The organism is Cupriavidus sp. DL-D2, assembly GCF_039710735.1.
Taxonomy (GTDB): Bacteria; Pseudomonadota; Gammaproteobacteria; order Burkholderiales; family Burkholderiaceae; genus Cupriavidus.
In genome coordinates, this window is record NZ_JBDKXK010000004.1 from 401,534 (window position 1) to 425,452 (window position 23,919).

Below are 23,919 nucleotides of genomic sequence, written 5' to 3' on the forward strand. Positions count from 1 at the left end.
TCCTGGCAATGCCGTGCCGCAACGCGCTGTCCCGATGACAGCGGCTTGCTGCGGCCCAGGTTCATTCTGGAAGGCAGGGCAATGGGAAGCCATTACACGTCGGTATCGACGGGTGGATGCTTACGTATGATCGGACTAGCCGATGATTGCCAGGTGATACGTGCAAGGCGCTTGGGGAGGGGAGGGTATCTCCAACGCTGCTGGTTTTTCTCCCCTCTCCCGCACGTGGGAGAGGGGAGAAAACCCGCAGCGTTTGAAGACCATCACAAACAAAAAGAGCCCCGACTTCCGCCGGGGCTCTCAGTGCTGCATTAAAAACCGTAGTGCTTACTGCGCCGTCCAGCCTCCATCCATCGCCCAGGCCGCACCGCGCACTTGATCGCCCATCGGCGAGCACAGCATCAGCACGAGGTTGCCGAGCTGTTCCGGGGTGACGAATTGCCCGGAGGGTTGCTTGTCGGCGAGCAGGCGGGCTTGTGCCGCTTCGGTGGTGATGCCGTCGCGCTGGGCGATGGCGTCGATCTGTGCAGCCACCAGCGGCGTCAGCACGAAGCCGGGGCAGATGGCGTTGCAGGTTACGCCGGTGCCGGCGGCTTCCAGTGCCGTCACCTTGGTCAGTCCCACCAGGCCGTGCTTGGCTGCCACGTAGGCGGACTTGCCTGCCGAGCCCACTAGTCCGTGTACGGATGCGATATTGACGATGCGGCCCCAGTTGCTGGCGCGCATGCCCGGCAGTGCCAGGCGAGTGGTGTGGAATGCGGACGAAAGATTGATCGCGAGGATGTCATCCCACTTTTCAACCGGGAAATCCTCGACGGGTGCCACGTGCTGGATGCCGGCGTTATTGACGACGATATCCACGCTGCCGAAGCGTTCCTGTGCCAGCGTGAACATGGCCGCGATTTCGTCCGGGCGACGCATGTCGGCGGGATGATGAATCGCCTGGGCGCCGGTGGCGGTGATCGAGGCCAGTGCAGCGTCGATATCGCCAAAGCCGTTCAGCACGATGTTGGCGCCAGCCTGTGCCAGCGACTGGGCGATACCGAGGCCGATGCCGCTTGTGGAGCCGGTGACCAGTGCGGTCTTGCCTTGCAGGGTGAACATTGCGAATTCCTTAGACGAGGCCGGTCGTGTAGAACACGGCGATCACGAAGAACACGGCCAGTGTCTTGATGATGGTGATGGCGAAGATGTCGCGATACGCCTCGCGGTGCGTGAGGCCGGTCACTGCCAGCAGCGTGATGACCGCGCCGTTGTGCGGCAGAGTGTCCATGCCGCCGCTGGCCATCGACACCACGCGGTGCAGCACTTCCAGCGGAATATTTGCTGCCTGCGCGCCCTGGATGAAAGCGTTGGACATCGCGGCCAGCGCGATGCTCATGCCACCCGATGCCGAGCCCGTGATACCCGCCAGCGTGCTGACCGACACGGCGGCGTTGACGAGCGGGTTGGGAATGCTGCGCAGCGCATCGCTGACCACGAGGAAGCCGGGCAGCGCGGCGATCACGCCGCCGAAGCCGTATTCCGACGCCGTGTTCATCGACGCCAGCAGCGCGCCACCCACGGCGGCCTTCGTGCCTTCTGCAAAGCGGGCCTTTACCGTGCTGAATGCGGTCACCAGCACCACGAGAATGCCCAGGATCAGCGCGCCTTCGACGGCCCAGATGGCGGTCACGCCGGCAATCTTGGTTTCCACCGGCTTGGCCAGGCCCGGCATCGACACCGTGTGGCTCTGGCCGTACCACAGCGGAATCATGCGCGTGAGCCAGAAGTTCGATACGCCCACGACGATCAGCGGCAGGATGGCCAGCAGCGGCGACGGCAACTTGCCGCCTTCCACGCGTTGCGGTTCGTTGAGCAGGTTGGTGCCATAGCCTTCGCCACGTGCGGCGGCGGCACGACGGCGCCATTCCAGATACGTCAGGCCCACGGCGATGATGAACAGCGAGCCGATCACGCCCAGCACCGGCGCGGCCCATGAGGTGGTGTTGAAGAACGTGGTCGGGATGATGTTCTGGATCTGCGGCGTACCCGGCAGCGAATCCATGGTGAACGAGAACGCGCCCAGTGCAATGGCGCCCGGCATCAGCCGCTTGGGAATGTTGCTCTGGCGATAGAGTTCGGCGGCGAACGGATAGACCGCGAACACCACCACGAACAGCGAGACGCCGCCATAGGTCAGTAGCGCGCAGACGGCCACGATCACGGCATTGGCGCGCGAGCGGCCGATGTAGCGGATGGCAGCAGCGACGATCGCTTCGGAGAAACCGGAGAGTTCGACGACCTTGCCGAACACGGCACCGAGCATGAACACGGGGAAGTACAGCTTCACGAAGCCGACCATCTTCTCCATGAAGACACCGGCGAACATCGGCGCGACGGCCGACGGATCGGTCAGCAGGACGGCGCCGAGCGCGGCCAGCGGGGCAAACAGGATCACGCTGTAGCCGCGATAGGCGGCAAACATCAGGAACGCCAGCGCGGCGATCACTACTACAAATGACATGGGGTCTCCATTGCTTGTTCTTGAATGCGGTCGGGCCGCCTGGGATTGCCGTCTGCTGCCCGGGGTGCCGCCAAATATGAAGCGTCCCCCGGAAAGAGGACCGGGGGACGCTTCCTTAGCAGGCTCCGTGCCCGCACCAAAAAGTTATGAAAAAGGCGCATAAAGCCTTGGAAAGTGTAACCTTGCTGCTCATGTCTCTTCCTTGAGACAGAACAAGCGCGTCCCAACGCGTGGAAATCTCCAATGTGAGACACTCGGTCTCCAATCAGAGACTGATAAGAAAACGAGACAAATCCCCCCATGCAAAAGATCGCCGAGCCAGGTGGCGCCCTGCTGTTCGACTACGACGATGTGGCGCGACGCGCCATGGAGACGTTGTTCCGCACTTTCGAGAATTTCAGCGAGGGCACGTTCGTCGTGGACGAGCACGCACGCGTGGTGTGGATCAACAAACGTTACGCGGCACGGTTTGGCTTCACCGATCCCCAGGCGGCCATCGGACTCGACTGCGAACAGGTCATTCCGAACAGCCTGATGCGCGAGGTGGTGAGCACAGGCAAACCGATCCTGCTGGACCTGCTGGAGACCGACCGCGAGCCGATGATCGTCACGCGCCTGCCCATCAAGGACGACTCCGGTCGCACCATCGGCGGCGTGGGCTTCGCACTGTTCGACGAACTCAAGGCCCTGACGCCGATCTTTGCCCATTACTCGCGCGTGCAATCGGAACTGGCGGCAGCGCGCCGCTCGCTGGACCATGCGCGCCGGGCCAAGTACACCTTTGCAAGCTTCGTGGGCACAAGCCCGGCCGCGCAGGAGGTCAAGCGCCACGCGCGCCGCGCGGCGCTGGCGGAATCTCCGGTGCTGCTGCTGGGGGAGACGGGCACGGGCAAGGAACTGCTCGCGCACGGCATCCATGCCGGTTCGGCGCGCGCCGAGCAACCGCTGGTCACGGTCAACGTGGCCGCCATTCCCGATACCTTGCTCGAAGTGGAGTTCTTCGGCGCCGCACCCGGTGCCTACACGGGCGTGGACCGCAAAGGCCGCGTCGGCAAGTTCGAACTGGCCGACGGCGGCACGCTGTTTCTCGACGAGATCGGCGACATGCCGCTGTCGCTGCAGAGCAAGCTGCTGCGCGCGTTGCAGGATCGCGAGTTCGAACCGTTGGGATCGAACCGCATCGTGCGCAGCGATGTGCGCATCATTGCCGCGACATCCGCCGACCTGCCCGCGCTGGTGCAGGCCGGGCAGTTCCGTGCCGACCTGTTCTATCGCCTGAACGTGCTGACGATCGACCTGCCGCCGCTGCGCGACCGCCGTGCCGATCTGCTGCCGCTGGCCTACGCGATCATCGAGGAGTTGTGTCTGCGGGCCGAGCGCAATCCGATCGGGCTCAACGACGATGCGCTGGCACTGCTGCGTGACTACGACTGGCCGGGCAACGTGCGCGAGCTGCGCAACGTGCTGGAGCGCGTGGTGTTGCTGTGCGATGAGGATGATCTGGATGCGGAGACGTTGGCGCCGTTGCTGGGGGGGAGGAAGGTGGTGGCGGGTGTTGACGCGCTGGCCCTCTCCCCCGGCCCCTCTCCCGCAGGCGGGAGAGGGGAGAACACCACGGGAGAGATTGGCGCTGAAGGTTTGCTCCCCTCTCCCGCAAGCGGGAGAGGGGATGAGGGCAAGGCAGTTCAAACACCGCCATCGCCTGCGTTCACGTCGACCACCCCCACCACCTACGCCGAAGCCCTCGCCGACTTCGAAGCCACCTTCCTCGCCCAGGCCCTCGATGCCTGCGAGGGCCGCGTGGCCGACGCCGCCGCACGCGTCGGCATCAGCCGTGCCGCCTTCTACAAGAAGCTCGCCGCATCGCGCGCCAGGCCGCGCGCCTCCTGAACGTCGAGGCATCGTCACGCCGGCGTGCTAACGTCGCGCGTGAGAAATGTCAGGACAGAGGTCAGAGGAGAGTTCATGCAATCGGGCATTGTCGAGGCCGGCTATGGATCCGACCCGGTCGGGCTGATCAGCGGTTTCCTGTTTGTCCCGGGCGAGCCGGTGCGCGAGATCGATTCGCGCGAGGCGGCCGCGTGGCTGCACGCCCCGGCTGTGGTGGCGCAGGAAGGTCAGGCGCGTCCCTTCGTCTGGCTGCACTTCAATCTCGCGCATAGTGCCTGCGAACGTTGGATGCGTAGTCAGCTTGGCTTGCCCGAGGATTTCTTCGAGGCCCTGCGGCAGGGGTCGCACTCCACGCGCATCGAGCGTCAGGATGCGGCGTTGCTGGCCGTGGTCAACGACGTGATCTACAACTTCGGCGTGACCTCGACCGATATCTCCACGCTCTGGGCGCACGCCGATCACCGGCTGCTGGTCACCGCGCGTGCCCGGCCGCTGCGATCCGTGGATCGCCTGCGCGCAGCCGTGCGGCGTGGCGAAGCGTTCCGCTCCCCGCTGGATCTGGTCGTGCATCTGCTGCGCGATCAGGCCGATGTGCTGGTGCAGATCGTGCGCGAGACCGGCGTCAACGTCGACCAGATCGAAGACCAGTTGCTGGCGCAGCGGCTGCGCTCGAACCGCACGGATGTCGGCGCCATGCGGCGTGGCCTGGTGCGGTTGCAGCGGCTGCTGGCGCCGGAACCGGGCGCGCTGTTCCGCCTGCTGAACCGTCCGCCCGCGTGGCTGCAGGAAACCGATCTGCAGGAGTTGCGCGAATCCACCGAAGAGTTCTCGCTGGTGCTGAACGATCTGGCGGCGCTGGTGGAGCGGATCAAGCTGCTGCAGGAAGAAATCGCCGCCAAGCTGAACGAGCAGACCAACCGCACACTGTTCACCCTGACGATGGTCACGGTGCTGGCGCTGCCCATCAATATCGTGGCCGGTTTCTTCGGCATGAACGTGGGCGGGATTCCGCTTGCGGAACATCCCCACGGCTTCTGGGTACTGGTGGCACTGGTTGCCAGCTTTACCGCGCTGGCCGGACGGTGGGCGTTCAGGAAGCAGCAGAGCCAGTAGCAATCGAACGATCGGGCGAGTGATCGGGCAGCCATGCGTGACATTTATGACAAGTCACCTATTTGCCATCTCGCAGGCGTAGCATGGTTGGCGTGAGCCATGCGTCCGTTCGGGCGCGGGTGACGGAGGATATCCATGGATTACAACGACGAAACGCTGATCCAGCGCATTCACCGCGAGGTGGCGGACTATTACGACGAGGAACTCGAGCTTGAACTTGAGGACCGCGATCCCATGCTGGTGCAGCGGGTATTGTCCGGAGACATTGGCGGGCCGGGCGACAACAGCAATCTCAATGGCGACGAGGCCGAGCGTGCCGAGCGCCACATGTACTTCCGCGAACTGTTCCGCCTGCAGGGCGAACTGGTCAAGCTGCAGAGCTGGGTGGTGGCCACGGGCCACAAGGTCGTGATCCTCTTCGAAGGACGCGATGCGGCGGGCAAGGGTGGTGTCATCAAGCGCATCACGCAGCGCCTGAACCCGCGCGTCTGCCGCGTGGCCGCGCTGCCGGCGCCCAATGACCGCGAACGCACGCAGTGGTATTTCCAGCGCTATGTCTCGCATCTGCCCGCCGCCGGCGAGATGGTGCTGTTCGACCGTAGCTGGTACAACCGCGCCGGCGTGGAACGCGTGATGGGCTTCTGTACCGATGACCAGTACGAGGAATTCTTCCGCTCGGTGCCGGAGTTCGAACGCATGCTGGTGCGCTCGGGCATCCAGGTGATCAAGTATTGGTTCTCGATCACCGACGACGAGCAGCACCTGCGCTTCCTGAGCCGCATCCACGATCCGCTGAAGCAGTGGAAGCTGAGCCCGATGGACCTGGAGTCGCGCCGCCGCTGGGAAGACTACACGCGTGCCAAGGAAATCATGCTCGAGCGCACGCATATTGCCGAGGCGCCTTGGTGGGTGGTGCAGGCGGTGGACAAGAAGCGCGCACGGCTCAACTGCATCCATCACCTGCTGCAGCAGATGCCGTACGTGGAGCCGTCAGCGGCCACCATCGTGCTGCCGGACCGCGAGCGACACGCCGACTACACGCGTCTGCCCGTGCCGTCGGAGATGGTCATTCCCGAGGTGTACTGACACCCGGTATTCCCCGGCCGCGCTGGGTGCGGATGACAACAGATTGAAACGATCGTAGGGACGAAACATGGTCCGCACGACGCAATCGATGCTCAAAAAAGAGCTTCACGCGTCGTTATTGAGAGACCGCTCCGGGACATTCCGGAGTTCGCACATGTTTCTGGAGTTCCTCGATGCGTCGTTCGTCCCCGCGCCCCGGAGCGCGCTTCCCTGCTCCCCACGCCCTGAGCGGCCTGGCCGCTGCCGCCGCCCTGGTACTGACTGCCTGCGGTGGTGGCGGTGGCGACGATAGCGGCCAAGCCGCCACGGCCCAGGCTGCGGCAGCGCCCGTCACGACATCGGATGCACCGCAACTGGTCTCGGGTCTCTCGCAGACGTGTTCGGGTTGCGGGGCCGCGACCAGCGGCGCCTATGCCGGCACCAGTGTCGGCACCTGGGGCTATCCCAATGCCACGGCCAACGCCGTGGACGTGCAGTATTCGATCACGGGCGTGGCCGGCAAGACCATCGCCATGCAACTGACCAACCTGGGGTCCGCTGCCGTCAGCATGCCCACGGGTCTTTCGTCGCAGGTAGCGGCGGAGATGATCTCGCCCCAGTCGCTCAGCGTGGTGTCGAACGAGGAAGCCACTCAGCGTGCGATCCGCGAATTCAATCGCGCAGGCTGGGCCCAGAGCACGCCTGCATCGGGCGCCATGAAAAACACGCTGGCTGCGCCGGCACCGTTGGCCGCATCGCTCGGCACCCAGGGCATGACGGAAGGCGCCACGCGTAGCTGGTATCACACCGATGGCACGTCGCGTCCGGCCACGCTGCGCAAACAGGTGACGGCCAGCGACGGCACCACGGTCAACGTCTGGGTGGAAGTGGCCGAGGCGAGCGCCGTGACCGATACGATGGTGCTCGATCTCGCCACCACGTTTGCCGGCCCGGGCCTGCTTTACGATCGGCTGGTCCAGGTGGGCGGCGCGGTCTGGGGTGCCAACAACTTCAGCGGTACGCTGCTGCCCTCTGGCCGGCCCATCGACATCGTGGTGCTGAACTTCAATCACGACGCCAAGCCGTATGGTACGGTCGGCTATTTCTGGGGCGTGCACAACTTCCTGAAGACCAAGGAAGCCAACAGCAACGAAGCGATTTCGCTGTATCTGGATAGCGAAACGTTGTCGCTGGGCGCGGCGGCAGGCATGCAGTCGATCAAGACCACGATGGCGCATGAAGGCACGCACATGCAGAACTTCTACCGTCGCCAGGTGACCATGGGTGCCGAGTATGCGTACGACGCGTGGCTGGAAGAGATGACGGCCATGCAGATGGAAGACTTCCTGAGCGGCATCATCGTGTCCGGCTACAGCCCCATTGGGGATGTGCGCCTGCCTGACTATTACCGCTACAGCGATTACAACTGCAATCTGCTCGACTTCACCGGCTTCGGTGTGACCTGCGAAAGCTATGCGGTGTCCGGCAGTTTCGGCGGCTTCCTGAACCGCCAGCTTGGCGTGGCGTTCCTCCGCGACCTGCTGACCCGCAAGACCGTGGGTTCGAAGCAGGTACTGTCCGATGCCATCGCCGCCCATGCGGGCTGGACGTTCGACAAGGCATTCGTGAACTGGCGCGCGACGACCAACAGCAGCATGCCCGCCGCCCGCACCCCGCTTGACTACGGCTATCCCGCCTGGACCGACGGCACATTCACGCTGCCCGCGATAGACCCATCGGCCAGCAAGTACACCACGCTGCGCAAACTCCCCGCCACGGCGCCCGCCTCCCTGCTGGGCCTCGGCAGCTACATTGCCCCGCGTAGCGATGCCAACGGCGTGTATAGCGACAAGGTGCGCGTACCGGCCGGCGTGACGTTGTCGGTGGTGGTGTATTGATGGGATTGTGATGGCAGGACAAGCGCACACGTTGCGTGCTTGCCCTGCCTTACAAATCCACCCCGGGAAACGCTGCCGCGAACGTCTGCACCAGGCCCGTCAGCGCGCCGTTGTAGCCCGGTAGCGCGTTGACGCGTTCGCGGAAGGTCGCGCTTTTCATGGCGCTGACCGCGCCTTGCATGGCGGGGCTGTGCAGCGCCTCCTTCTGCAGGGCAAAGAAGTAGCGTTCCTGCAGCACGGGCACGAACTCCAGACCGAAACGGCGGGCGGCGGTTTCCACGCCGAAGCCCACGTCGGCCATGCCGCTGCCGATATAGGCGGCCACCGCTGCATGGGTGAATTCCCCGTTGCTGAAACCTTCGATGCGGCTGGTGTCGATGCCGCGCCGCGCCAGCATCAGATCCAGCAGCAGTCGCGTGCCCGAACCCAGTTGGCGATTCACAAAGCGCACGTCCGCGCGCGTGAGGTCTTCGAGCGACGTAACGCCGAGCGGATTGCCGGGACGCACGAACAACCCTTGCTGGCGGGTGGCGAGATGGATCAGGCAATGCTTGTCCGGCTGCAGCCAACGCGTGAAGCCGCGCAGCGTTTCTTCCTCGAATTCCCCGATCGGTACGTGAAACCCCGCCACGTCGCAGGCGCCCTCGGCCAGCGCGGCTGCGGCTTCCAGACTGCCGCAGTACTTCAGGTCGTGCCGCACCTTCTGCTCGTCGAGAAAATCCCGCAGTGCAGCAACCGCGAAACCGTGGCTGGCGTGAATGCGCACGGCGGGGTCTGAGGCTGCCATCAGCTTCTTGAGTTCGATCTCCAGCTCGGAGGCCAGGCTGTCGAGCGTAGGCGTGAGGCGCGCTGCAATGCGCTTGCTGGCCCACACGAGTTGTTGCGCCATCGGCGTCAGCGTCGATCCCCGTCCCCGGGTCTTGGCAATGAGCGCGCCGCCAAAAAGCGTCTCCGCGTCACGCAGGATTCCCCAAGCGTAGCGATAAGACAACGTCATGGCTTCTGCCGATTGCGCAATGTTGCCGGTGGATTCGATAAGGCTCAGCAGGGCGACCAGGCGTGACACATCCAGCGCTGGCGCGGGCGCCAGGGCGGTGTCGTCGCGGATCTGCAGGTGGGGAAGGATCGAGATACGTAGCATATGCGGAAAATAGCATATTGAATGGGGCAAAACACGGTCCTATAGTCGCATAAAGCGGATAAAAAGCCCGCTGCGGTGATCCCGAATATGAATAAAAAAGCCGATATCGGGGCCGACAAGAAACAGGAGACAAGATGCCAGAAAACGCCATTCCCCAGGCGGCAGCCGGCAGCGACGATGCCGCCGCGGCCCACGCAGCGAACTCGACGATTGCGGCCAGCGACGCCATTGCGCGCATCGTCGAGGCGCGGCGCGACATGCCCGGTGCATTGCTGCCGATCCTGCATGACATCCAGGACAGCCAGGGTTTCATTCCCGCCAGCGCGGTGCCCGTCATCGCAAAGGCGCTGAACCTCTCGCGCGCCGAGGTGCATGGCGTGATCACGTTCTATCACCACTTCCGCGAGCAGCCCGCCGGACGCCACGTCGTACAGGTGTGCCGCGCCGAGGCATGCCAATCGGTCGGCGCCGATGGCCTGGCCGCGCATGCCTGCCAGTCGCTCGGCTGCGATTTCCACGAGACCACCGCTGACGGCCAGTTCACGCTCGAACCGGTCTACTGCCTGGGCCAATGCGCAACCGGCCCGGCGATGATGATTGGTGAGCGGGTGCATGGGCGGGTCGATGCCCGACGCTTCGATCGCCTGATCGACGCAGTACGCGAAAACGAGGAGGTACGCGCATGAGCACGAACCCGATCACGATCTTCGTGCCGCGCGACTCCACCGCGCTGGCGCTGGATGCCGACGAAGTGGCGCAGGCCATCGCACGCGAAGCCGCACAGCGCGGTGCCGAGGTACGCATCGTCCGCAACGGCTCGCGCGGCATGTTCTGGCTCGAACCGCTGGTCGAAGTACAGACCGACGCGGGCCGCGTGGCCTATGGCCCGGTCACCGAGGATGATGTGCCGGCGCTGTTCGATGCGGGATTCCTCAAAGGCGGCCAGCACGCATTGGCACACGGCCTGACCGACGAGATCCCGTTCCTGAAGAATCAGGAGCGACTGACCTTTGCACGGATGGGCATCACCGATCCGCTGTCGATCGATGACTACATCGGGCATGAAGGCTTTGCGGGATTGACCCGCGCATTGTCGATGTCGCCCGAGCAGATCGTGCAGGAAGTGCTCGACTCCGGCCTGCGCGGTCGCGGCGGCGCGGCGTTCCCCACTGGCATCAAGTGGAAGACGGTGCTGGGCGCGCAGTCGCCGGTCAAGTACATCGTCTGCAATGCCGACGAAGGCGACTCGGGCACGTTCTCGGACCGCATGGTCATGGAGGACGATCCGTTCGTGCTGATCGAAGGCATGACGATTGCGGGCCTGGCCGTTGGCGCCGAACAGGGCTACATCTACACGCGTTCCGAGTACCCGCATGCGATTGCCGCGACGGAAGCGGCCATCGAGACGGCCATGCAGGCCGGCTGGCTCGGTGACAACATCCGGGGCACCGGCAAGCGGTTCCATCTCGAAGTGCGCAAGGGCGCAGGTGCCTACGTGTGCGGCGAGGAAACGGCCTTGCTGGAGAGCCTGGAAGGCAAGCGCGGCGTGGTACGCGCCAAGCCGCCATTGCCGGCGCTCAAGGGTTTGTTCGGCCAGCCCACGGTCATCAACAACGTGATCTCGCTGGCCACGGTGCCGATCATCCTGTCGCGCGGCGCCACGTTCTACAAGGACTTCGGCATGGGCCGCTCGCGCGGCACGCTGCCGTTCCAGCTCGCTGGCAACATCCGCCAGGGTGGTCTTGTGGAAAAGGCATTCGGTATCACGCTGCGTGAACTGCTGATGGATTTCGGCGGTGGCACGCGCAGCGGCCGCAGCATCCGCGCGGTACAGGTGGGCGGCCCGCTGGGTGCGTACCTGCCGGAATCGCGCTTCGATGTGCCGCTCGATTACGAGGCATACGCCGCGTTCGGTGCAGTGGTCGGCCACGGTGGCATCGTCGTGTTCGACGAGACCGTGGACATGGCGAAGATGGCCCGGTATGCGATGGAGTTCTGCGCGATCGAGTCCTGCGGCAAATGCACACCGTGCCGCATCGGATCGACGCGCGGCGTGGAAGTCATCGACCGCATCATGGCCGGCGACCAGCCCGTGAAGCACGTGGCGCTGGTGCGCGACCTCTGCGACACGATGCTGAGCGGCTCGCTTTGCGCCATGGGTGGCATGACGCCGTACCCGGTGCTCTCCGCGCTGAACGAGTTTCCGGAAGATTTTGGATTGCAACCCAAGCCGGCGCAGGCGGCTTAGGCTGACCACGCACCATACAGACTGACGTATCCCTCAGGGATGCGCATCCTCACAAGCAGTATTTCGGGAGACGTCCCTTGCAAGCACGCGACGATTTCGACTTTGGTACTCCGGCCATCGAGACCGACACACTGGTCACGCTGGAGATCGACGGTGTAGCCGTCACTGTACCCGCTGGCACCTCCGTGATGCGCGCCGCAGCAGAGGCCGGCATCGGTGTGCCCAAGCTCTGCGCCACCGACTCGCTGGAACCGTTCGGCTCATGCCGCCTGTGCCTCGTGGAAATCGAGGGCCGGCGCGGGTATCCGGCATCGTGCACCACGCCTGCGGAAGCCGGCATGAAGGTGCGCACGCAAAGCGGCAAGCTCGGCGACCTGCGCCGTGGCGTGATGGAGTTGTATATCTCCGATCACCCGCTGGACTGCCTGACGTGCCCCACCAACGGCAACTGCGAACTGCAGGACATGGCCGGCGTGGTGGGTCTGCGCGAAGTGCGCTATGCCGATGGTGCAGGCGGTGCCGCACCGATCGCCACGCACACGCATCTGAAGAAGGACGAGTCCAATCCGTACTTCACGTATGACGCGTCCAAGTGCATCGTCTGCAATCGCTGCGTACGCGCCTGCGAGGAAACGCAAGGCACGTTTGCACTGACCATCAGCGGACGCGGCTTCGATTCGCGCGTGTCGCCCGGTACGAGCCAGTCGTTCATGGAATCGGATTGCGTGTCGTGCGGCGCCTGCGTGCAGGCCTGCCCGACGGCCACGCTGACCGAAACGTCGGTGATCAAGCTGGGCCAGCCGTCGCACAGCAAGGTCACGACCTGTGCCTACTGCGGCGTGGGTTGCACGTTCAAGGCCGAGATGAAGGGCAATGAAGTGGTGCGCATGGTCCCGTACAAGGACGGCGCCGCCAATGAAGGCCACGCCTGCGTGAAGGGCCGCTTTGCATGGGGCTACGCCACGCACAAGGACCGCATCCTCAAGCCGATGATTCGCGCGAAGATCACCGATCCGTGGCGCGAAGTGTCGTGGGAAGAAGCCATCAACTATGCGGCCTCGGAGTTCCGCCGCATCCAGACCCAGCATGGCCAGGATTCGATTGGTGGCATCGTGTCGTCGCGCTGCACGAACGAGGAAGGCTATCTCGTGCAGAAGCTCGTGCGTGCCGCGTTCGGCAACAACAACGTCGATACCTGCGCACGGGTCTGCCATTCGCCGACCGGTTACGGCCTGAAGACCACGCTGGGTGAATCGGCGGGTACGCAGACGTTCCGCTCGGTGGCCAAGGCCGATGTGATCATGGTGATCGGTGCGAATCCGAGCGACGGCCACCCGGTGTTTGCCTCGCGCATGAAGCGCCGCCTGCGTGCCGGTGCCAAGCTGATCGTCGTCGATCCGCGCCAGATCGATCTGGTGGATTCGCCGCACGTCCGCGCCGACTATCACCTGCAATTGCGTCCGGGTACGAACGTGGCGCTGGTCACGTCGCTGGCGCATGTGATCGTCACCGAAGGGCTGCTGGCCGAACAGTTCATCGCCGAACGTTGCGAAGATCGCGCGTTCCAGCAGTGGCGTGATTTCGTGGCACTGCCCGAGAACTCGCCGGAAGCGATGGAAGCCGTCACCGGCGTGCCTGCCGATACGCTGCGCGGTGCCGCACGTCTTTATGCCACGGGCGGTAACGCGGCGATCTATTACGGCCTGGGCGTGACCGAACATGCGCAGGGTTCCACCACGGTGATGGGCATCGCCAACCTCGCCATGGCTACGGGCAACATCGGCCGCGAAGGCGTGGGTGTGAACCCGCTGCGTGGCCAGAACAACGTGCAGGGTTCGTGCGATATCGGCTCGTTCCCGCATGAGCTGCCAGGCTATCGCCACGTATCGGATTCCACGGTGCGAGCCGAGTTCGAATTGGCATGGGGCGTGGACATCAATCCGGAGCCGGGCCTGCGCATTCCCAACATGTTCGAAGCCGCGCTGGGCGGCACGTTCAAGGGCCTGTACTGCCAGGGCGAGGACATCGTCCAGTCCGACCCGAACACGCAGCACGTTTCCGAAGCACTGTCGTCGATGGAATGCATCGTCGTGCAGGACATCTTCCTGAACGAGACGGCCAAGTACGCACACGTGTTCCTGCCGGGTTCGTCGTTCCTGGAGAAAGACGGCACGTTCACCAATGCGGAGCGCCGCATCTCGCGCGTGCGCAAGGTGATGCCGCCGCAGGCCGGTTACTCGGACTGGGAAGCCACGATCCTGCTGTCGAATGCGCTGGGCTATCCGATGAACTACAAGCATCCGTCGGAAATCATGGACGAGATTGCGGCGCTGACGCCGACGTTCTCGGGCGTGAGCTACCAGAAGCTTGAAGAACTCGGTAGCATTCAGTGGCCGTGCAATGCCGAAGCGCCGCAGGGCACGCCGACGATGCACGTCGATGCGTTCGTGCGGGGCAAGGGCAAGTTCATCATCACCAAGTACGTGGCCACCGACGAGAAGGTGAATCGCAAGTTCCCGCTGATCCTGACCACTGGTCGCATCTTGTCGCAGTACAACGTGGGCGCGCAGACGCGGCGTACGGAGAATGTGCACTGGCACGACGAGGACCGGTTGGAGATTCATCCGCACGATGCCGAGGAACGTGGCATCAAGGACGGCGACTGGGTCGGCGTGCAGAGCCGCGCGGGCGAGACGGTGCTGCGTGCCATCGTCAGCAGCCGGATGCAGCCGGGCGTGGTCTACACGACATTCCACTTCCCGGAGTCGGGCGCCAACGTCATCACCACCGACAACTCGGACTGGGCCACCAACTGCCCCGAGTACAAGGTGACGGCGGTACAGGTGATGCCGGTCGCGCAGCCTTCCACATGGCAGCGCAACTACCAGGCATTCAATGAGGAGCAACTGGCCCACCTGCGTGCGGCCGGTGAAACGGCGCCGGCCGGTTGATCAGGGGAGCGCAACGCGATGAAGCGTGATGTGCCGTCACCCGACAGCGCCGCCGGCACCGCAGAAATGCCCGCGCAGCGCACCTTCGAGGTGCGCCGCTGGCGGCATGGCAAGGCGGGCACGGAAGTGGACCACCTGGCCGAAGAGGTGCCGGTCGCGCTGGAGTTCAACGGCATCTCGCACGCGGTGATGCTGGCGACGCCGGCCGATCTCGAAGACTTCGCAATCGGATTCAGTCTCAGCGAAGGCATCGTGGAACGTGCCGGCGATATCTACGGCATCGACGTGGAGACCAGCGAGCAGGGCATCACGGTCAGGCTCGATATCGCCACGGGTGCATTCGTCGCGCTGAAAGGGCGTCGCCGTGCGATGGCGGGCCGCACGGGCTGCGGACTGTGCGGCACCGAATCGCTCGACGAAGTGATGCGCGTGCCGCAGCCGGTGCAGAGCGCGGCGGTCTTCGATCCGGCGGTGTTCGAGCATGCGTTCGCGGCGTTGCACAAGCGGCAGGCGTTGTTGCGCGATACCGGTGCCACGCACGCGGCGGGCTGGATGCGTGCCGATGGCGAGCTGGCGCTGGTGCGCGAGGATGTAGGCCGCCACAACGCGCTCGACAAGCTGGCGGGCGCGTTGTCGCGTGGCGGGCAGGAAGATATCGCGCACGGGGCGGTCATCGTCACGAGCCGCGCGAGTTATGAAATGGTGCAGAAGACGGCGGCCATCGGTGCGGGCGTGCTGGCTGCGGTGTCAGGGCCTACCGCGATGGCGGTGCGGCTGGCTGATAGTGCGGGCATCACGCTGGCCGGGTTCGTGCGGGGCGGTAGCCTCGTCGTCTATACGCATCCTCAACGACTACATATGGCATAGGGTCCGGCAATGCATATCGAAAACCTGGTCAAGATGGCCAACCAGATCGGCAGCTTCTTCGAAGCCATGCCCGACCATGACGAGGCGCTGGCCGACATCGCCAACCATGTAAAAAAATTCTGGGAACCACGCATGAAGCGCGCGTTCCTGACGCATGTGGATGCGGGCGGGGAAGGGGTCGACCCCATCGTGATCGAAGCCGTGGCACGTCATCGCGACAAGTTCGAGGTGACACTGCGCGCCGCTGCCTGAGGCGCGAGGCATGGCATGGCGTTGACGCGCGGGTGCGTTACGACGCGCGCTTCTCCATGCGAAAGAGCAGTTGCAGGATCGCCAGGCCGAACAGCGTGGCGATCACGGCTGTCGATTCCCGGCCCAGGCCGCAGGCCACGCCGATGGCTGCCACGGTCCAGATACTCGCTGCCGTAGTCAGGCCGCGAATCTCTTTTTCGTCGGTGTGCTTGATGATGGCACCCGCGCCCAGAAAGCCGATCCCGGCGATCAGGCCCTGCAGCACGCGGCTCATGTCCGCCAGCGGGGTGCCTGCCAACAACGGCACCAGTACGAACAGTGCCGCGCCCATCGCCACGAGCATGTGTGTGCGCAGGCCCGCTGCCTTGCCCGCCGACTCGCGTTCCCAGCCGATCAGGCCGCCGAGCAGGCAGGCCAGCGTCAGCCTGACCAGGATCTTCGTGAGTTCGCTGACATTGTTCACGTCCGCGAACTCCGCCCGCAGCGTGCTATATACCTCGCCCCAGATTCCATCCATGGCCGCCTCGTTATGCGCGTCCCGGCGTGCGCCGGTGGTGAGGTGAGGCTATCACGCAGGATGCACGGCCGCCGTCGGGCGGCGGCTGACACGGGTGCCGGTTGCGGCTTACTTCAACCGGAGCGGCTCCAGCAGCGCAGCGTCGTATTGGGCACCCGTAATGCGTCCGAGGTCCTTCATGCGCAGCAGGATATACGCCTGCCGTTGCCGTGCGCGGCGCGGGTTGACCACAGGGTTGTTGGCCGAAGGTGCCTTCGGCAGACCGGCCAGCATCGCGCATTCGGCCAGCGTCAGTTGCCCGACGGATTTGCCGAAATAGGTATCGGCAGCTTCCCCGAAACCATACGCGCCCTGGCCCAGGTAGATCTTGTTCAGGTATAGCTCAAGGATCTCGTCCTTGCTCAACGCATTCTCGATCCGGTACGCAAGCAGGATCTCGTAGAGCTTGCGCGTGTACGTCTTCTTGCGCGACAGGAAGAAATTGCGCGCCACCTGCATCGTGATGGTCGATGCGCCCTGCGACAGCTCGTCGGAAAGATTGGCGACGCCGGCACGCATCACGCCCACATAGTCGACGCCGTCGTGCAGATAGAAGCGATCGTCCTCGATGGCAACAACGGCCTCGGGCAAGGTGTGCGGGAAGTCAGCGAGCCTGACGTAGCCCGGCGACTGCCGGAACGCCGTGAGCGCATCGAGCGAAGGAAGTTGCCGGCTGGCCATCAGCACGGCAAACGCAATCAGCAGCGCGCCACCCACGAGGGCGAGCAGCACCAGCTTGACGAAGACAGACCAGAGACGTTGCATGGCGCGTATTGTGCCATTGCCTCATGGCTGCCTTCCGGTTTACTCCCCTCTCCCGCTACGCGGGAGAGGGGCGGGGGAGAGGGCCAGCCGCAAAAATTGCGACACGGCCGGCAAGCAGACCCTCCAGCCCTCACCCCCAGCCCCTCTCCCATTGCATGGGAGAGGGGCGCACACCACAGGCATATCAAGCGCTCTCGGTTACCCCTTCGGCACCTCCACCCCCAATTCCCCCGCCAACGTCTCCAGATTCCGCCAGATATTCGGATTGATATCGAGATGCGTGGTCGTCAGCGCCCGGTTGGCGGCCTCGTACTCGCCGGGATACTGCACCTGGTCGCAGCCCGGAGCGGTAGGCGTGTCGTGCAGGTACTGGACGAACGCCTCCACCTCCCCGCGCTCCCAGTTCAGCCCCAGGTCGAACTCGGGATTGAGCAGCAGCGCGAACATGTTGTTGGTGGCCACCCCTCCGCGCGGATTCTCCGGCTGGATGGTGCCGCCACCGGACAGCACGCCCGCCAGCAGTTCGGCTACCACGCCCAGTGCATAGCCCTTGTGCTGCCCGAACGGCAGCAGCGATCCGGGATGTTCGCCGAACATGACCGAGGCGTCTGTCGTCGGATTCCCATCGGCGTCGATGATGCTGTGCTCGGGCGCCGGCTCACCCTTCTCGGCCAGCACGCGGGCCTTGTTGATGGCGATGGCGCTGGTGGCGATATCCACCACCAGCGGCGGCCTGCCATTCGGCATCGGCCCCGCAAAGCAGAGGGGATTCGTGGTCAGGCGCGGCACGCGGCCGCCGAAGGGCGCCACCACGGGCGGGCGGTTGATCACGTTGGTGAAACTCAGCAGCACGAATCCGGCCGCGGCCACCATCTCGCCGTAGTGGCCCATGCGGCCAAGATGGTGAGACTTCCGCAGCGTGACGATGCAGTGCCCATGCTGGCGCACGCGTTCGATGGCCTGCTGCATGACGGCCTTGCCCACGTGCTGGCCGAAGCCGCCGTGCCCGTCGAAGACCATCATCATGTCGCGGTCGAGCACGCACTCGGCGCGCCCGGTGGCGTTGACGTTGTTGCCGTCAAGCGCCCGGCGGTAGTTGGGAAGGATCGACAGGCCGTGGCTGACGTAGCCGCACCGGTCGGACTCGACCAGGTGCTCGGCCACATCGTCAGCAATGTCCTCGGGCACATTCTGTGCGGTCAGGAGTTGGCGCGCGAAGGTACGCGCGCTATTGAGCGAGAGCTTCATGATTGAGGGCGGCTTGAAAGGTTAGAGGGCGCTCAGGGCAGCATCACATCCATCCCAGCCAGCGCCAGTAGGTGGCTGCGAACAGCAGCATCAGCAGGTAGCCGATGATCGTGACCGGAATCCCGATCTTGGCGAACTGCCGCCCGTTGAACGTATCTGTGCCCAGGCAGACCATGTTCTGCGGCGCGTTGATGGGCAGGATGAAGCCGAAGCTCACCGTGAAGCCCAGCAGCATCGTCATGCCCATCTGGTTGATGCCGGGCGGCAGCGTCTGCAGCACCGAGATCAGGATCGGCATCATGGCGGCCGTCAGCGCGGTGGCGCTGGCAAAGCCCAGGTGAATCAGGATCAGGAACGCGGCAAGCACCGCGAAGACCATGATTGCGCCGTGCTCGGCCAACCCGGTATGCGTGACCACGAACCTGCCGAGCCATTGCCCGGCCTCGGTGGTCAACAGCGCGGTGCCCAGGCTGATACCGACGCCGAACACGATCAGCGTGCCCCACGGCGTGCGCTGCTGCATCGTCTTCCAGTCCATCACGCCGATGCGCGGCATCATCAGGATCACCAGGCCCACGAACGTGACAGTGGCCGTGTCCATCGAGTGCAGCTTGCCTTCGGTGGCCCAGAACAGCAGGAGGCCGATGGCCACAGCCGCGAGCCGCTTCTGCGGACCGGTCATGGGGCCGAGAGCGTGGAGTTCGCGCTGCACGGCTTCCTTGCCGCCGGCAATCGCATCCGTTTCGGGCGGGAGCAGCCAGCGGATCAGGAAATACAGCACGCCAGACATGATGAGCGCCCAGGGTGCGCCGGCGATCAGCCATTGCAGCCAGGTCACGCGCTCGCCAAGCAGCTTGTCCATGAAGCCCGCCGTCAGCAGGTTCTGCGCGGCGGCGGTCTGGATACCGACGTTCCACACGCTGGTGGCCATCGCCACCATGATCATGATGCCGGCTGCGATGTTCGACTTCTTGTCCACGCCAAACGCGGCGATCACTCCCATCATGATCGGCACGGTACACGCGCTGCGCGCGGTGGCGCTCGGCACGACCAGGCTCAGGATGATGGTCACGGCGATGGTGCCGAGCAGGATGCGGCGCGTACTGGTGCCGATGGCGGACAGCGTGACCAGCGCGATGCGCCGATCGAGTCCGGTGACCGTCATGGCGGCGGAAATGAACAGTGCGGCGGCGACCAGCGCCAGTGCGGTGTTCGAGAATCCGGCCAGCGCCATGCCGAGCGCGCGTGACGTGCCATACATCGTATTGGGGTCGGCCACCGTCGGTGCAAAGCCGATCAGTCCCGCCATCAGCGAGGTGATCATGATGGCGCTGGTCTCGTAGGTCACGGCCTCGGTGATCCAGACGACCACGGCAAATGCAAGGATGGCCAGCATGCGATGGCCCGCAAGCGGAAGCCCTTCGGGCGTATCGATCCAGAGCACGCCGAGCAGTACGGCGACAGCGAGGTAAAGGCCCCAGTGGATACGGAGTTGCGGTGCTGCAGGCGCTGCCACGGCAGCAGTGGAGCCGCCAGGTGCGGCGGGGGAGGGTTGCGGATCAGGCATCTTGAAATCCCTTGATATGGATCAGCCTGTCGAACGCGTCGCGACGCAGGATCGCCGCGTTCGACATGCGTCCATTATGGAAATCTGCTGATAGAGTTCCAAGGGCGCCACCCCCTCGAATTTGCGCTAAATCAAATCGCTGGAGAGTCAGATGTTGTCAAGGGAAACGCCGCATTGCAGGTCTGGCAACGGTTCGCGGGCGGCCATCGCGCGTACGATGTACGCGTGGCGTTCGATCTGAAAGAATTGACGCCGATGCTGAACAATTTCGAATGCGGGCTTATTCAGCCGCTCAAGGCGAGATGACCAATCAAAACGACCATGCGATGACGCAAACCATGAACCAGGTGATCGCCGCACTGCGGCCGGGGCTGGAACTGGAGACCATCTCCAACGCACGCGACCTTGGCGGGCTGGCTGCGCGGGCCGGACGTCGCGTGAAACACGGCAAGCTGTATCGCAGCGCCAATCCCGCATTGGCCTGCGCCGCCGATCTGGACCGCCTGCACGCGCTGGCACTCGACATCGTGGTGGACTTCCGCTCGGCCGGAGAGAAGTCGCCAGCAGAGTCGGTGTTCGGTCAGCGATTCCAGTGGCTTGCTGTGCCGGTACTGGATGGCACGATGTCGATGGACGTGCTGATGCCGCGCGTGAAGGCCAGCTCGCCCGCGCAGATGCATGCATTCATGGTCGATGTCTATCGCGATTTTCCGGTGCGCTATGGCGATGCGTTCGGTGCATTCCTGCGCCATGCGGAAGCCGGCAAGACGCTCCTGTACCACTGCACCGCAGGCAAGGACCGCACGGGCTTTGCATCGCTGTTATTGCTCGGTGTTCTCGGCGTGGCGCACGACGATATCGTGGCGAACTACCTGGAGTCGAACCACTGGAACGCCGGGCTCAATGAACGAATCCTCGCCAGCGTGGGCCAGTACGGTGTGTCCGCCGATGTCATGAAGCCCTTGCTCGATGTTCGGCCCGAATATCTGGAAGCGTCGATGGATGCCATTGCCAAGCGCTACGGGAGCATCGAAGGATTCGTTGGCGATTATTTGAAGATCGATTTGGATCGCTTGCGCGGGCACTATCTCGACTGAAATTTTCTCTTCGATGGTTATCTCCCCTCTCCCGCTTGCGGGAGAGGGGCGGGGGAGAGGGCCAGCGGTGCAAATCGCGACGTGGCCGGCAAGCAGAGCCTCCGGCCCTCTCCCCCAGCCCCTCTCCCACTGCGCGGGAGAGACCGCTTGTCAGCGCTCAACACCTTCCCGCAGCAACCGCGCCGTCGACAGCGCAATCATCCCTTCCTCATCGGTCGGCACCACCAGCACGGGAATGCGGCTGGTATCGCGGCTCACACGCTGACGGTTCTCGTTGTTGGCCGCAACATCCAGCTTCACGCCGAAGATATCGGCAAGGTGTTCGCAAATTCGCGCGCGCACTTCTGGCGAGTTGGCGCCGACGCCAGCCGTGAAGACCAACCCATCGAGACCGCCCAGCGTGACGGCCAGTTTGCCGATTTCCTGCGCGGCACGGTATGCGTAGAAATCGACCGCGAGTTTCGCGCGTGGCGCATCGCTGGCCAGCAGTGCGCGCATGTCGCTACTGATGCCCGAGATGCCGAGCAGGCCGGACTTGCCGTAGAGCATCGACTGGATCTCCTCGGGGCTCATGCCCTGCGCGGCGAGGTAGAGGACCGCACCGGGATCGATCGATCCGCAGCGCGTACCCATCGGCATGCCGTCGAGTGCGGTCAGGCCCATTGTCGATTCCACACTCTTGCCATCGCGCATGGCGCAGAGGCTGGCGCCATTGCCAAGATGCGCGACGATAACGCGGCCCCGCGCAATCTCGGGCGCCACCTGCCGCAACTGCCGCGCGATAAAGGCATACGACAAGCCATGGAAGCCATAACGTCGCACGCCGCGCTCGTAGTATTCGTACGGCAGCGCCATCAACTGCGCCAGCGGATCATGGCCCGCATGGAATGCGGTATCGAAACACGCTACCTGCAGCAGCTCGGGCGCTGCGCCACGAATCGCGCGGATGGCGGTCAGGTTGTGCGGCTGATGCAGCGGCGCAAGCGGCACCAATTCCTCCAGCGTGGCGATGACTTCGTCGTCAATGCGCACGGCATCGGTGTAGTGGACGCCGCCATGCACCACGCGATGTCCGATTGCCACGGGTGGAGAGTCGCGCAATCCCACGCTTAGTGTCAGGCGGATCAGCCGGAATGCGGCGTTGTGGTCGGCTACCTGCTCCACCGGGAAATGCTCTTCGGCCACCACGCGCCCATCGGCCATGCGCGCGATGAGATGCGGCTTCACGCCGATACCTTCGATCTGCCCGTGCGCGGCCAGCGTGGGTTGTACATCCACATTGTCGTGCGCGGCGTCGGGCACCACATAGATAGAAATCTTGATACTGGAGGATCCGGCGTTGACGACCAGGATGACCGGATGGACGGGTTGCACGGGTGGTGCGGTACTCATGCTCGCTCCTTGATGCGGATGCTTGCGGATTCTCGCGGAAGTCAGACTTTGACTGCGGCGTCCATGACGCGGCGCGCATGGGCCAGCAACACGGCAATTGCGCAACTGCCGATACGCGCGCGCACGCTATCGGCACGGCTGGTCAGGATGATGGGCACGCGCGCGCCCAGCACGATGCCGGCGGCTTCGGCACCTGCCAGGAAGGTCAACTGCTTGGCCAGCATGTTGCCGGCTTCGAGGTCGGGTACCAGCAGGATGTCGGGGTCACCGGCCACTTCGGATTGGATGCCCTTGGTCTCGGCGGCTGCCTTGCTGATGGCGTTGTCGAAGGCCAGCGGGCCATCGAGAATGCCGCCCTCGATCTGGCCGCGCAGGCTCATCATGCATAACGCGGCCGCATCGATGGTCGAGGGAATCTTGTCGGTCACCGTTTCCACGGCCGAGAGGATGGCCACCTTGGGGCGCTCGATGCCCAGCACGCGAACGAGGTCGATGGCGTTGCGCACGATATCGGCCTTGTCGTTGAGCGTGGGAAAGATATTGACGGCGGCGTCGGTGATGAACAGTGGCTTGTGATAGCTCGGCACGTCCATCGCAAAGACATGCGACAGACGCCGCGCGGTGCGCAGGCCGCTGGTGCTGCGCGTCACGGCGTGCAGTAGTTCGTCGCTGTGCAGACTGCCTTTCATCAGCAGTTCGGCCTGGCCCGAGCGCACGGCCTCCACGGCGGCTTCGGCGGAGGCATGGCTGTGTGGGGCGTCGATGATGGGGGTGTTGCCCAGTTCCAGCCCGTGTGCTTCGGCCACCTGCCGGATGCGTGCGGCGGGTCCTACGAGCAAGGGCACGATAAGGCCGAGTCGGGCCGCTTCCAGGGCGCCGTCGAGCGAGGAGTGATCGCAGGGGTGCGCGACGGCGGTGGGAATCGGCGGCTGGTCCGCGCAGCGTGCGAGGAGCAGGGCGTACTTGTCCGTGGACGATGGGATCGACATGGCAGGATTCCGTAACGGGAAGGGTGGCGAGCCAGCATCCTGGTGCGGGTAGATGCTGCGTTGCGCAAACGTCTGCGGGCAGTATAGGCGAACACGCGTGGCGTGGGGTCGACTTGGTGACCGGCATATTCGGTGCGGTCAGCGCGCAGGGATGGGCAGGGCGGTTGTCATCCGCGATCTTCGCTGGTAGATTTTGTTGTGTTGCATCGCAGCACGCACATTTCACCTCTGGATTCGTCCCCGTTGCACGCCAGTTGATCCGCCAATCCCCAAGGAGAAACGGAAATGAATGCACGCCAGCCTGTGGCTGGGCAGTCGACGCCGCAGGACACTCCTGCTACCACCGCCCCCACCGATAGTTCTTCCTCGCCCTC

19 protein-coding genes are annotated in these 23,919 nt (G+C 64.3%); 10 read left to right on the top strand and 9 right to left on the bottom strand.

Annotation, left to right across the window (positions count from 1 at the left end):
• Window positions 1–327 precede the first annotated feature (327 nt).
• Complete coding sequence (locus ABDB81_RS04765; protein WP_346809972.1) at window positions 328–1,104, bottom strand: 3-hydroxybutyrate dehydrogenase; 777 nt, start codon at window positions 1,102–1,104, stop codon at window positions 328–330.
• Between the two features lie 10 nt (window positions 1,105–1,114).
• Window positions 1,115–2,506 (bottom strand): GntP family permease, encoded by a 1,392-nt coding sequence (locus ABDB81_RS04770; protein WP_137926838.1) that lies wholly within the window; start codon window positions 2,504–2,506, stop codon window positions 1,115–1,117.
• A gap of 300 nt (window positions 2,507–2,806) precedes the next feature.
• Between ABDB81_RS04770 and ABDB81_RS04775 the strand changes: the two genes are divergently transcribed.
• The 4 genes from ABDB81_RS04775 to ABDB81_RS04790 all read left to right on the top strand — a co-directional run bounded on the left by ABDB81_RS04775 (window position 2,807) and on the right by ABDB81_RS04790 (window position 8,472).
• Window positions 2,807–4,396, top strand: a complete 1,590-nt coding sequence (locus tag ABDB81_RS04775) for a sigma 54-interacting transcriptional regulator (RefSeq protein WP_346809974.1) — start codon at window positions 2,807–2,809, stop codon at window positions 4,394–4,396.
• A 75-nt stretch (window positions 4,397–4,471) separates the two neighbouring features.
• Window positions 4,472–5,509 carry a transporter gene (locus ABDB81_RS04780; protein WP_346809976.1) on the top strand — a complete coding sequence of 346 codons (1,038 nt, stop codon included), beginning with the start codon at window positions 4,472–4,474 and terminating at the stop codon, window positions 5,507–5,509.
• Window positions 5,510–5,644: 135 nt separating this feature from the next.
• Window positions 5,645–6,595, top strand: coding sequence for a polyphosphate kinase 2 (ppk2, locus tag ABDB81_RS04785; RefSeq protein ID WP_137926841.1), 951 nt, complete (start codon window positions 5,645–5,647; stop codon window positions 6,593–6,595).
• Window positions 6,596–6,768: 173 nt separating this feature from the next.
• Window positions 6,769–8,472 carry a hemagglutinin gene (locus tag ABDB81_RS04790; RefSeq protein WP_346809978.1) on the top strand — a complete coding sequence of 568 codons (1,704 nt, stop codon included), beginning with the start codon at window positions 6,769–6,771 and terminating at the stop codon, window positions 8,470–8,472.
• Between the two features lie 49 nt (window positions 8,473–8,521).
• Here the strand turns inward: ABDB81_RS04790 and ABDB81_RS04795 are convergent, their stop codons facing one another.
• Window positions 8,522–9,613, bottom strand: a complete 1,092-nt coding sequence (locus ABDB81_RS04795) for a helix-turn-helix transcriptional regulator (protein WP_137926843.1) — start codon at window positions 9,611–9,613, stop codon at window positions 8,522–8,524.
• A 134-nt stretch (window positions 9,614–9,747) separates the two neighbouring features.
• Here ABDB81_RS04795 and ABDB81_RS04800 point away from each other — a divergent pair, with 134 nt between their 5' ends.
• The 5 genes from ABDB81_RS04800 to ABDB81_RS04820 all read left to right on the top strand — a co-directional run bounded on the left by ABDB81_RS04800 (window position 9,748) and on the right by ABDB81_RS04820 (window position 15,931).
• Window positions 9,748–10,299 (top strand): formate dehydrogenase subunit gamma, encoded by a 552-nt coding sequence (locus ABDB81_RS04800; RefSeq protein ID WP_346809980.1) that lies wholly within the window; start codon window positions 9,748–9,750, stop codon window positions 10,297–10,299.
• A complete protein-coding gene (locus ABDB81_RS04805) occupies window positions 10,296–11,861 on the top strand; it encodes an NADH-ubiquinone oxidoreductase-F iron-sulfur binding region domain-containing protein (RefSeq protein WP_346809982.1) in 1,566 nt (521 codons plus the stop codon). Before ABDB81_RS04800 ends, ABDB81_RS04805 begins: the two co-directional genes overlap by 4 nt.
• A gap of 77 nt (window positions 11,862–11,938) precedes the next feature.
• Window positions 11,939–14,812, top strand: coding sequence for a formate dehydrogenase subunit alpha (fdhF, locus tag ABDB81_RS04810; RefSeq protein ID WP_137926846.1), 2,874 nt, complete (start codon window positions 11,939–11,941; stop codon window positions 14,810–14,812).
• A gap of 18 nt (window positions 14,813–14,830) precedes the next feature.
• Window positions 14,831–15,679, top strand: coding sequence for a formate dehydrogenase accessory sulfurtransferase FdhD (gene fdhD / locus ABDB81_RS04815; protein ID WP_137926847.1), 849 nt, complete (start codon window positions 14,831–14,833; stop codon window positions 15,677–15,679).
• Window positions 15,680–15,688: 9 nt separating this feature from the next.
• Window positions 15,689–15,931, top strand: a complete 243-nt coding sequence (locus ABDB81_RS04820; RefSeq protein ID WP_137926848.1) for a formate dehydrogenase subunit delta — start codon at window positions 15,689–15,691, stop codon at window positions 15,929–15,931.
• A gap of 37 nt (window positions 15,932–15,968) precedes the next feature.
• Here the strand turns inward: ABDB81_RS04820 and ABDB81_RS04825 are convergent, their stop codons facing one another.
• The 4 genes from ABDB81_RS04825 to ABDB81_RS04840 form a co-directional block, all read right to left on the bottom strand.
• Window positions 15,969–16,448 carry an MgtC/SapB family protein gene (locus ABDB81_RS04825; RefSeq protein ID WP_137926849.1) on the bottom strand — a complete coding sequence of 160 codons (480 nt, stop codon included), beginning with the start codon at window positions 16,446–16,448 and terminating at the stop codon, window positions 15,969–15,971.
• Window positions 16,449–16,556: 108 nt separating this feature from the next.
• Complete coding sequence (locus ABDB81_RS04830) at window positions 16,557–17,252, bottom strand: transglycosylase domain-containing protein (protein WP_137926850.1); 696 nt, start codon at window positions 17,250–17,252, stop codon at window positions 16,557–16,559.
• A gap of 198 nt (window positions 17,253–17,450) precedes the next feature.
• Window positions 17,451–18,500, bottom strand: coding sequence for an Ldh family oxidoreductase (locus tag ABDB81_RS04835; RefSeq protein ID WP_346809984.1), 1,050 nt, complete (start codon window positions 18,498–18,500; stop codon window positions 17,451–17,453).
• Window positions 18,501–18,543: 43 nt separating this feature from the next.
• The gene (locus ABDB81_RS04840; protein WP_160471580.1) at window positions 18,544–20,067 is read right to left on the bottom strand and encodes a DASS family sodium-coupled anion symporter; all 1,524 of its coding nucleotides are present in this window, start codon (window positions 20,065–20,067) and stop codon (window positions 18,544–18,546) included.
• 326 nt (window positions 20,068–20,393) lie between these two features.
• Between ABDB81_RS04840 and ABDB81_RS04845 the strand changes: the two genes are divergently transcribed.
• Window positions 20,394–21,164: a tyrosine-protein phosphatase gene (locus ABDB81_RS04845; RefSeq protein WP_346810029.1), complete on the top strand. Its 771-nt coding sequence runs from the start codon at window positions 20,394–20,396 to the stop codon at window positions 21,162–21,164.
• Between the two features lie 150 nt (window positions 21,165–21,314).
• Here the strand turns inward: ABDB81_RS04845 and ABDB81_RS04850 are convergent, their stop codons facing one another.
• Together ABDB81_RS04850 and ABDB81_RS04855 are read right to left on the bottom strand one after the other, a co-directional pair.
• Complete coding sequence (locus ABDB81_RS04850; RefSeq protein WP_346809986.1) at window positions 21,315–22,556, bottom strand: acetate/propionate family kinase; 1,242 nt, start codon at window positions 22,554–22,556, stop codon at window positions 21,315–21,317.
• 41 nt (window positions 22,557–22,597) lie between these two features.
• Window positions 22,598–23,545 (bottom strand): phosphate acetyltransferase, encoded by a 948-nt coding sequence (locus ABDB81_RS04855; protein ID WP_137926854.1) that lies wholly within the window; start codon window positions 23,543–23,545, stop codon window positions 22,598–22,600.
• Window positions 23,546–23,919 lie beyond the last annotated feature (374 nt).

What these genes read in the sequence shown, in the direction of transcription:
- ABDB81_RS04840 (WP_160471580.1), bottom strand. Translation starts at nt 20,067, where the DNA reads ATGCCTGATCCGCAACCCTCCCCCGCCGCACCTGGCGGCTCCACTGCT.
- ppk2 (WP_137926841.1), top strand. Translation starts at nt 5,645, where the DNA reads ATGGATTACAACGACGAAACGCTGATCCAGCGCATTCACCGCGAGGTG.
- ABDB81_RS04830 (WP_137926850.1), bottom strand. Translation starts at nt 17,252, where the DNA reads ATGCAACGTCTCTGGTCTGTCTTCGTCAAGCTGGTGCTGCTCGCCCTC.
- ABDB81_RS04800 (WP_346809980.1), top strand. Translation starts at nt 9,748, where the DNA reads ATGCCAGAAAACGCCATTCCCCAGGCGGCAGCCGGCAGCGACGATGCC.
- ABDB81_RS04780 (WP_346809976.1), top strand. Translation starts at nt 4,472, where the DNA reads ATGCAATCGGGCATTGTCGAGGCCGGCTATGGATCCGACCCGGTCGGG.
- ABDB81_RS04845 (WP_346810029.1), top strand. Translation starts at nt 20,394, where the DNA reads ATGACGCAAACCATGAACCAGGTGATCGCCGCACTGCGGCCGGGGCTG.
- ABDB81_RS04775 (WP_346809974.1), top strand. Translation starts at nt 2,807, where the DNA reads ATGCAAAAGATCGCCGAGCCAGGTGGCGCCCTGCTGTTCGACTACGAC.
- ABDB81_RS04850 (WP_346809986.1), bottom strand. Translation starts at nt 22,556, where the DNA reads ATGAGTACCGCACCACCCGTGCAACCCGTCCATCCGGTCATCCTGGTC.
- ABDB81_RS04855 (WP_137926854.1), bottom strand. Translation starts at nt 23,545, where the DNA reads ATGTCGATCCCATCGTCCACGGACAAGTACGCCCTGCTCCTCGCACGC.
- ABDB81_RS04825 (WP_137926849.1), bottom strand. Translation starts at nt 16,448, where the DNA reads ATGGATGGAATCTGGGGCGAGGTATATAGCACGCTGCGGGCGGAGTTC.
- ABDB81_RS04765 (WP_346809972.1), bottom strand. Translation starts at nt 1,104, where the DNA reads ATGTTCACCCTGCAAGGCAAGACCGCACTGGTCACCGGCTCCACAAGC.
- ABDB81_RS04770 (WP_137926838.1), bottom strand. Translation starts at nt 2,506, where the DNA reads ATGTCATTTGTAGTAGTGATCGCCGCGCTGGCGTTCCTGATGTTTGCC.
- ABDB81_RS04820 (WP_137926848.1), top strand. Translation starts at nt 15,689, where the DNA reads ATGCATATCGAAAACCTGGTCAAGATGGCCAACCAGATCGGCAGCTTC.
- ABDB81_RS04805 (WP_346809982.1), top strand. Translation starts at nt 10,296, where the DNA reads ATGAGCACGAACCCGATCACGATCTTCGTGCCGCGCGACTCCACCGCG.
- ABDB81_RS04795 (WP_137926843.1), bottom strand. Translation starts at nt 9,613, where the DNA reads ATGCTACGTATCTCGATCCTTCCCCACCTGCAGATCCGCGACGACACC.
- ABDB81_RS04835 (WP_346809984.1), bottom strand. Translation starts at nt 18,500, where the DNA reads ATGAAGCTCTCGCTCAATAGCGCGCGTACCTTCGCGCGCCAACTCCTG.
- fdhD (WP_137926847.1), top strand. Translation starts at nt 14,831, where the DNA reads ATGAAGCGTGATGTGCCGTCACCCGACAGCGCCGCCGGCACCGCAGAA.
- ABDB81_RS04790 (WP_346809978.1), top strand. Translation starts at nt 6,769, where the DNA reads ATGCGTCGTTCGTCCCCGCGCCCCGGAGCGCGCTTCCCTGCTCCCCAC.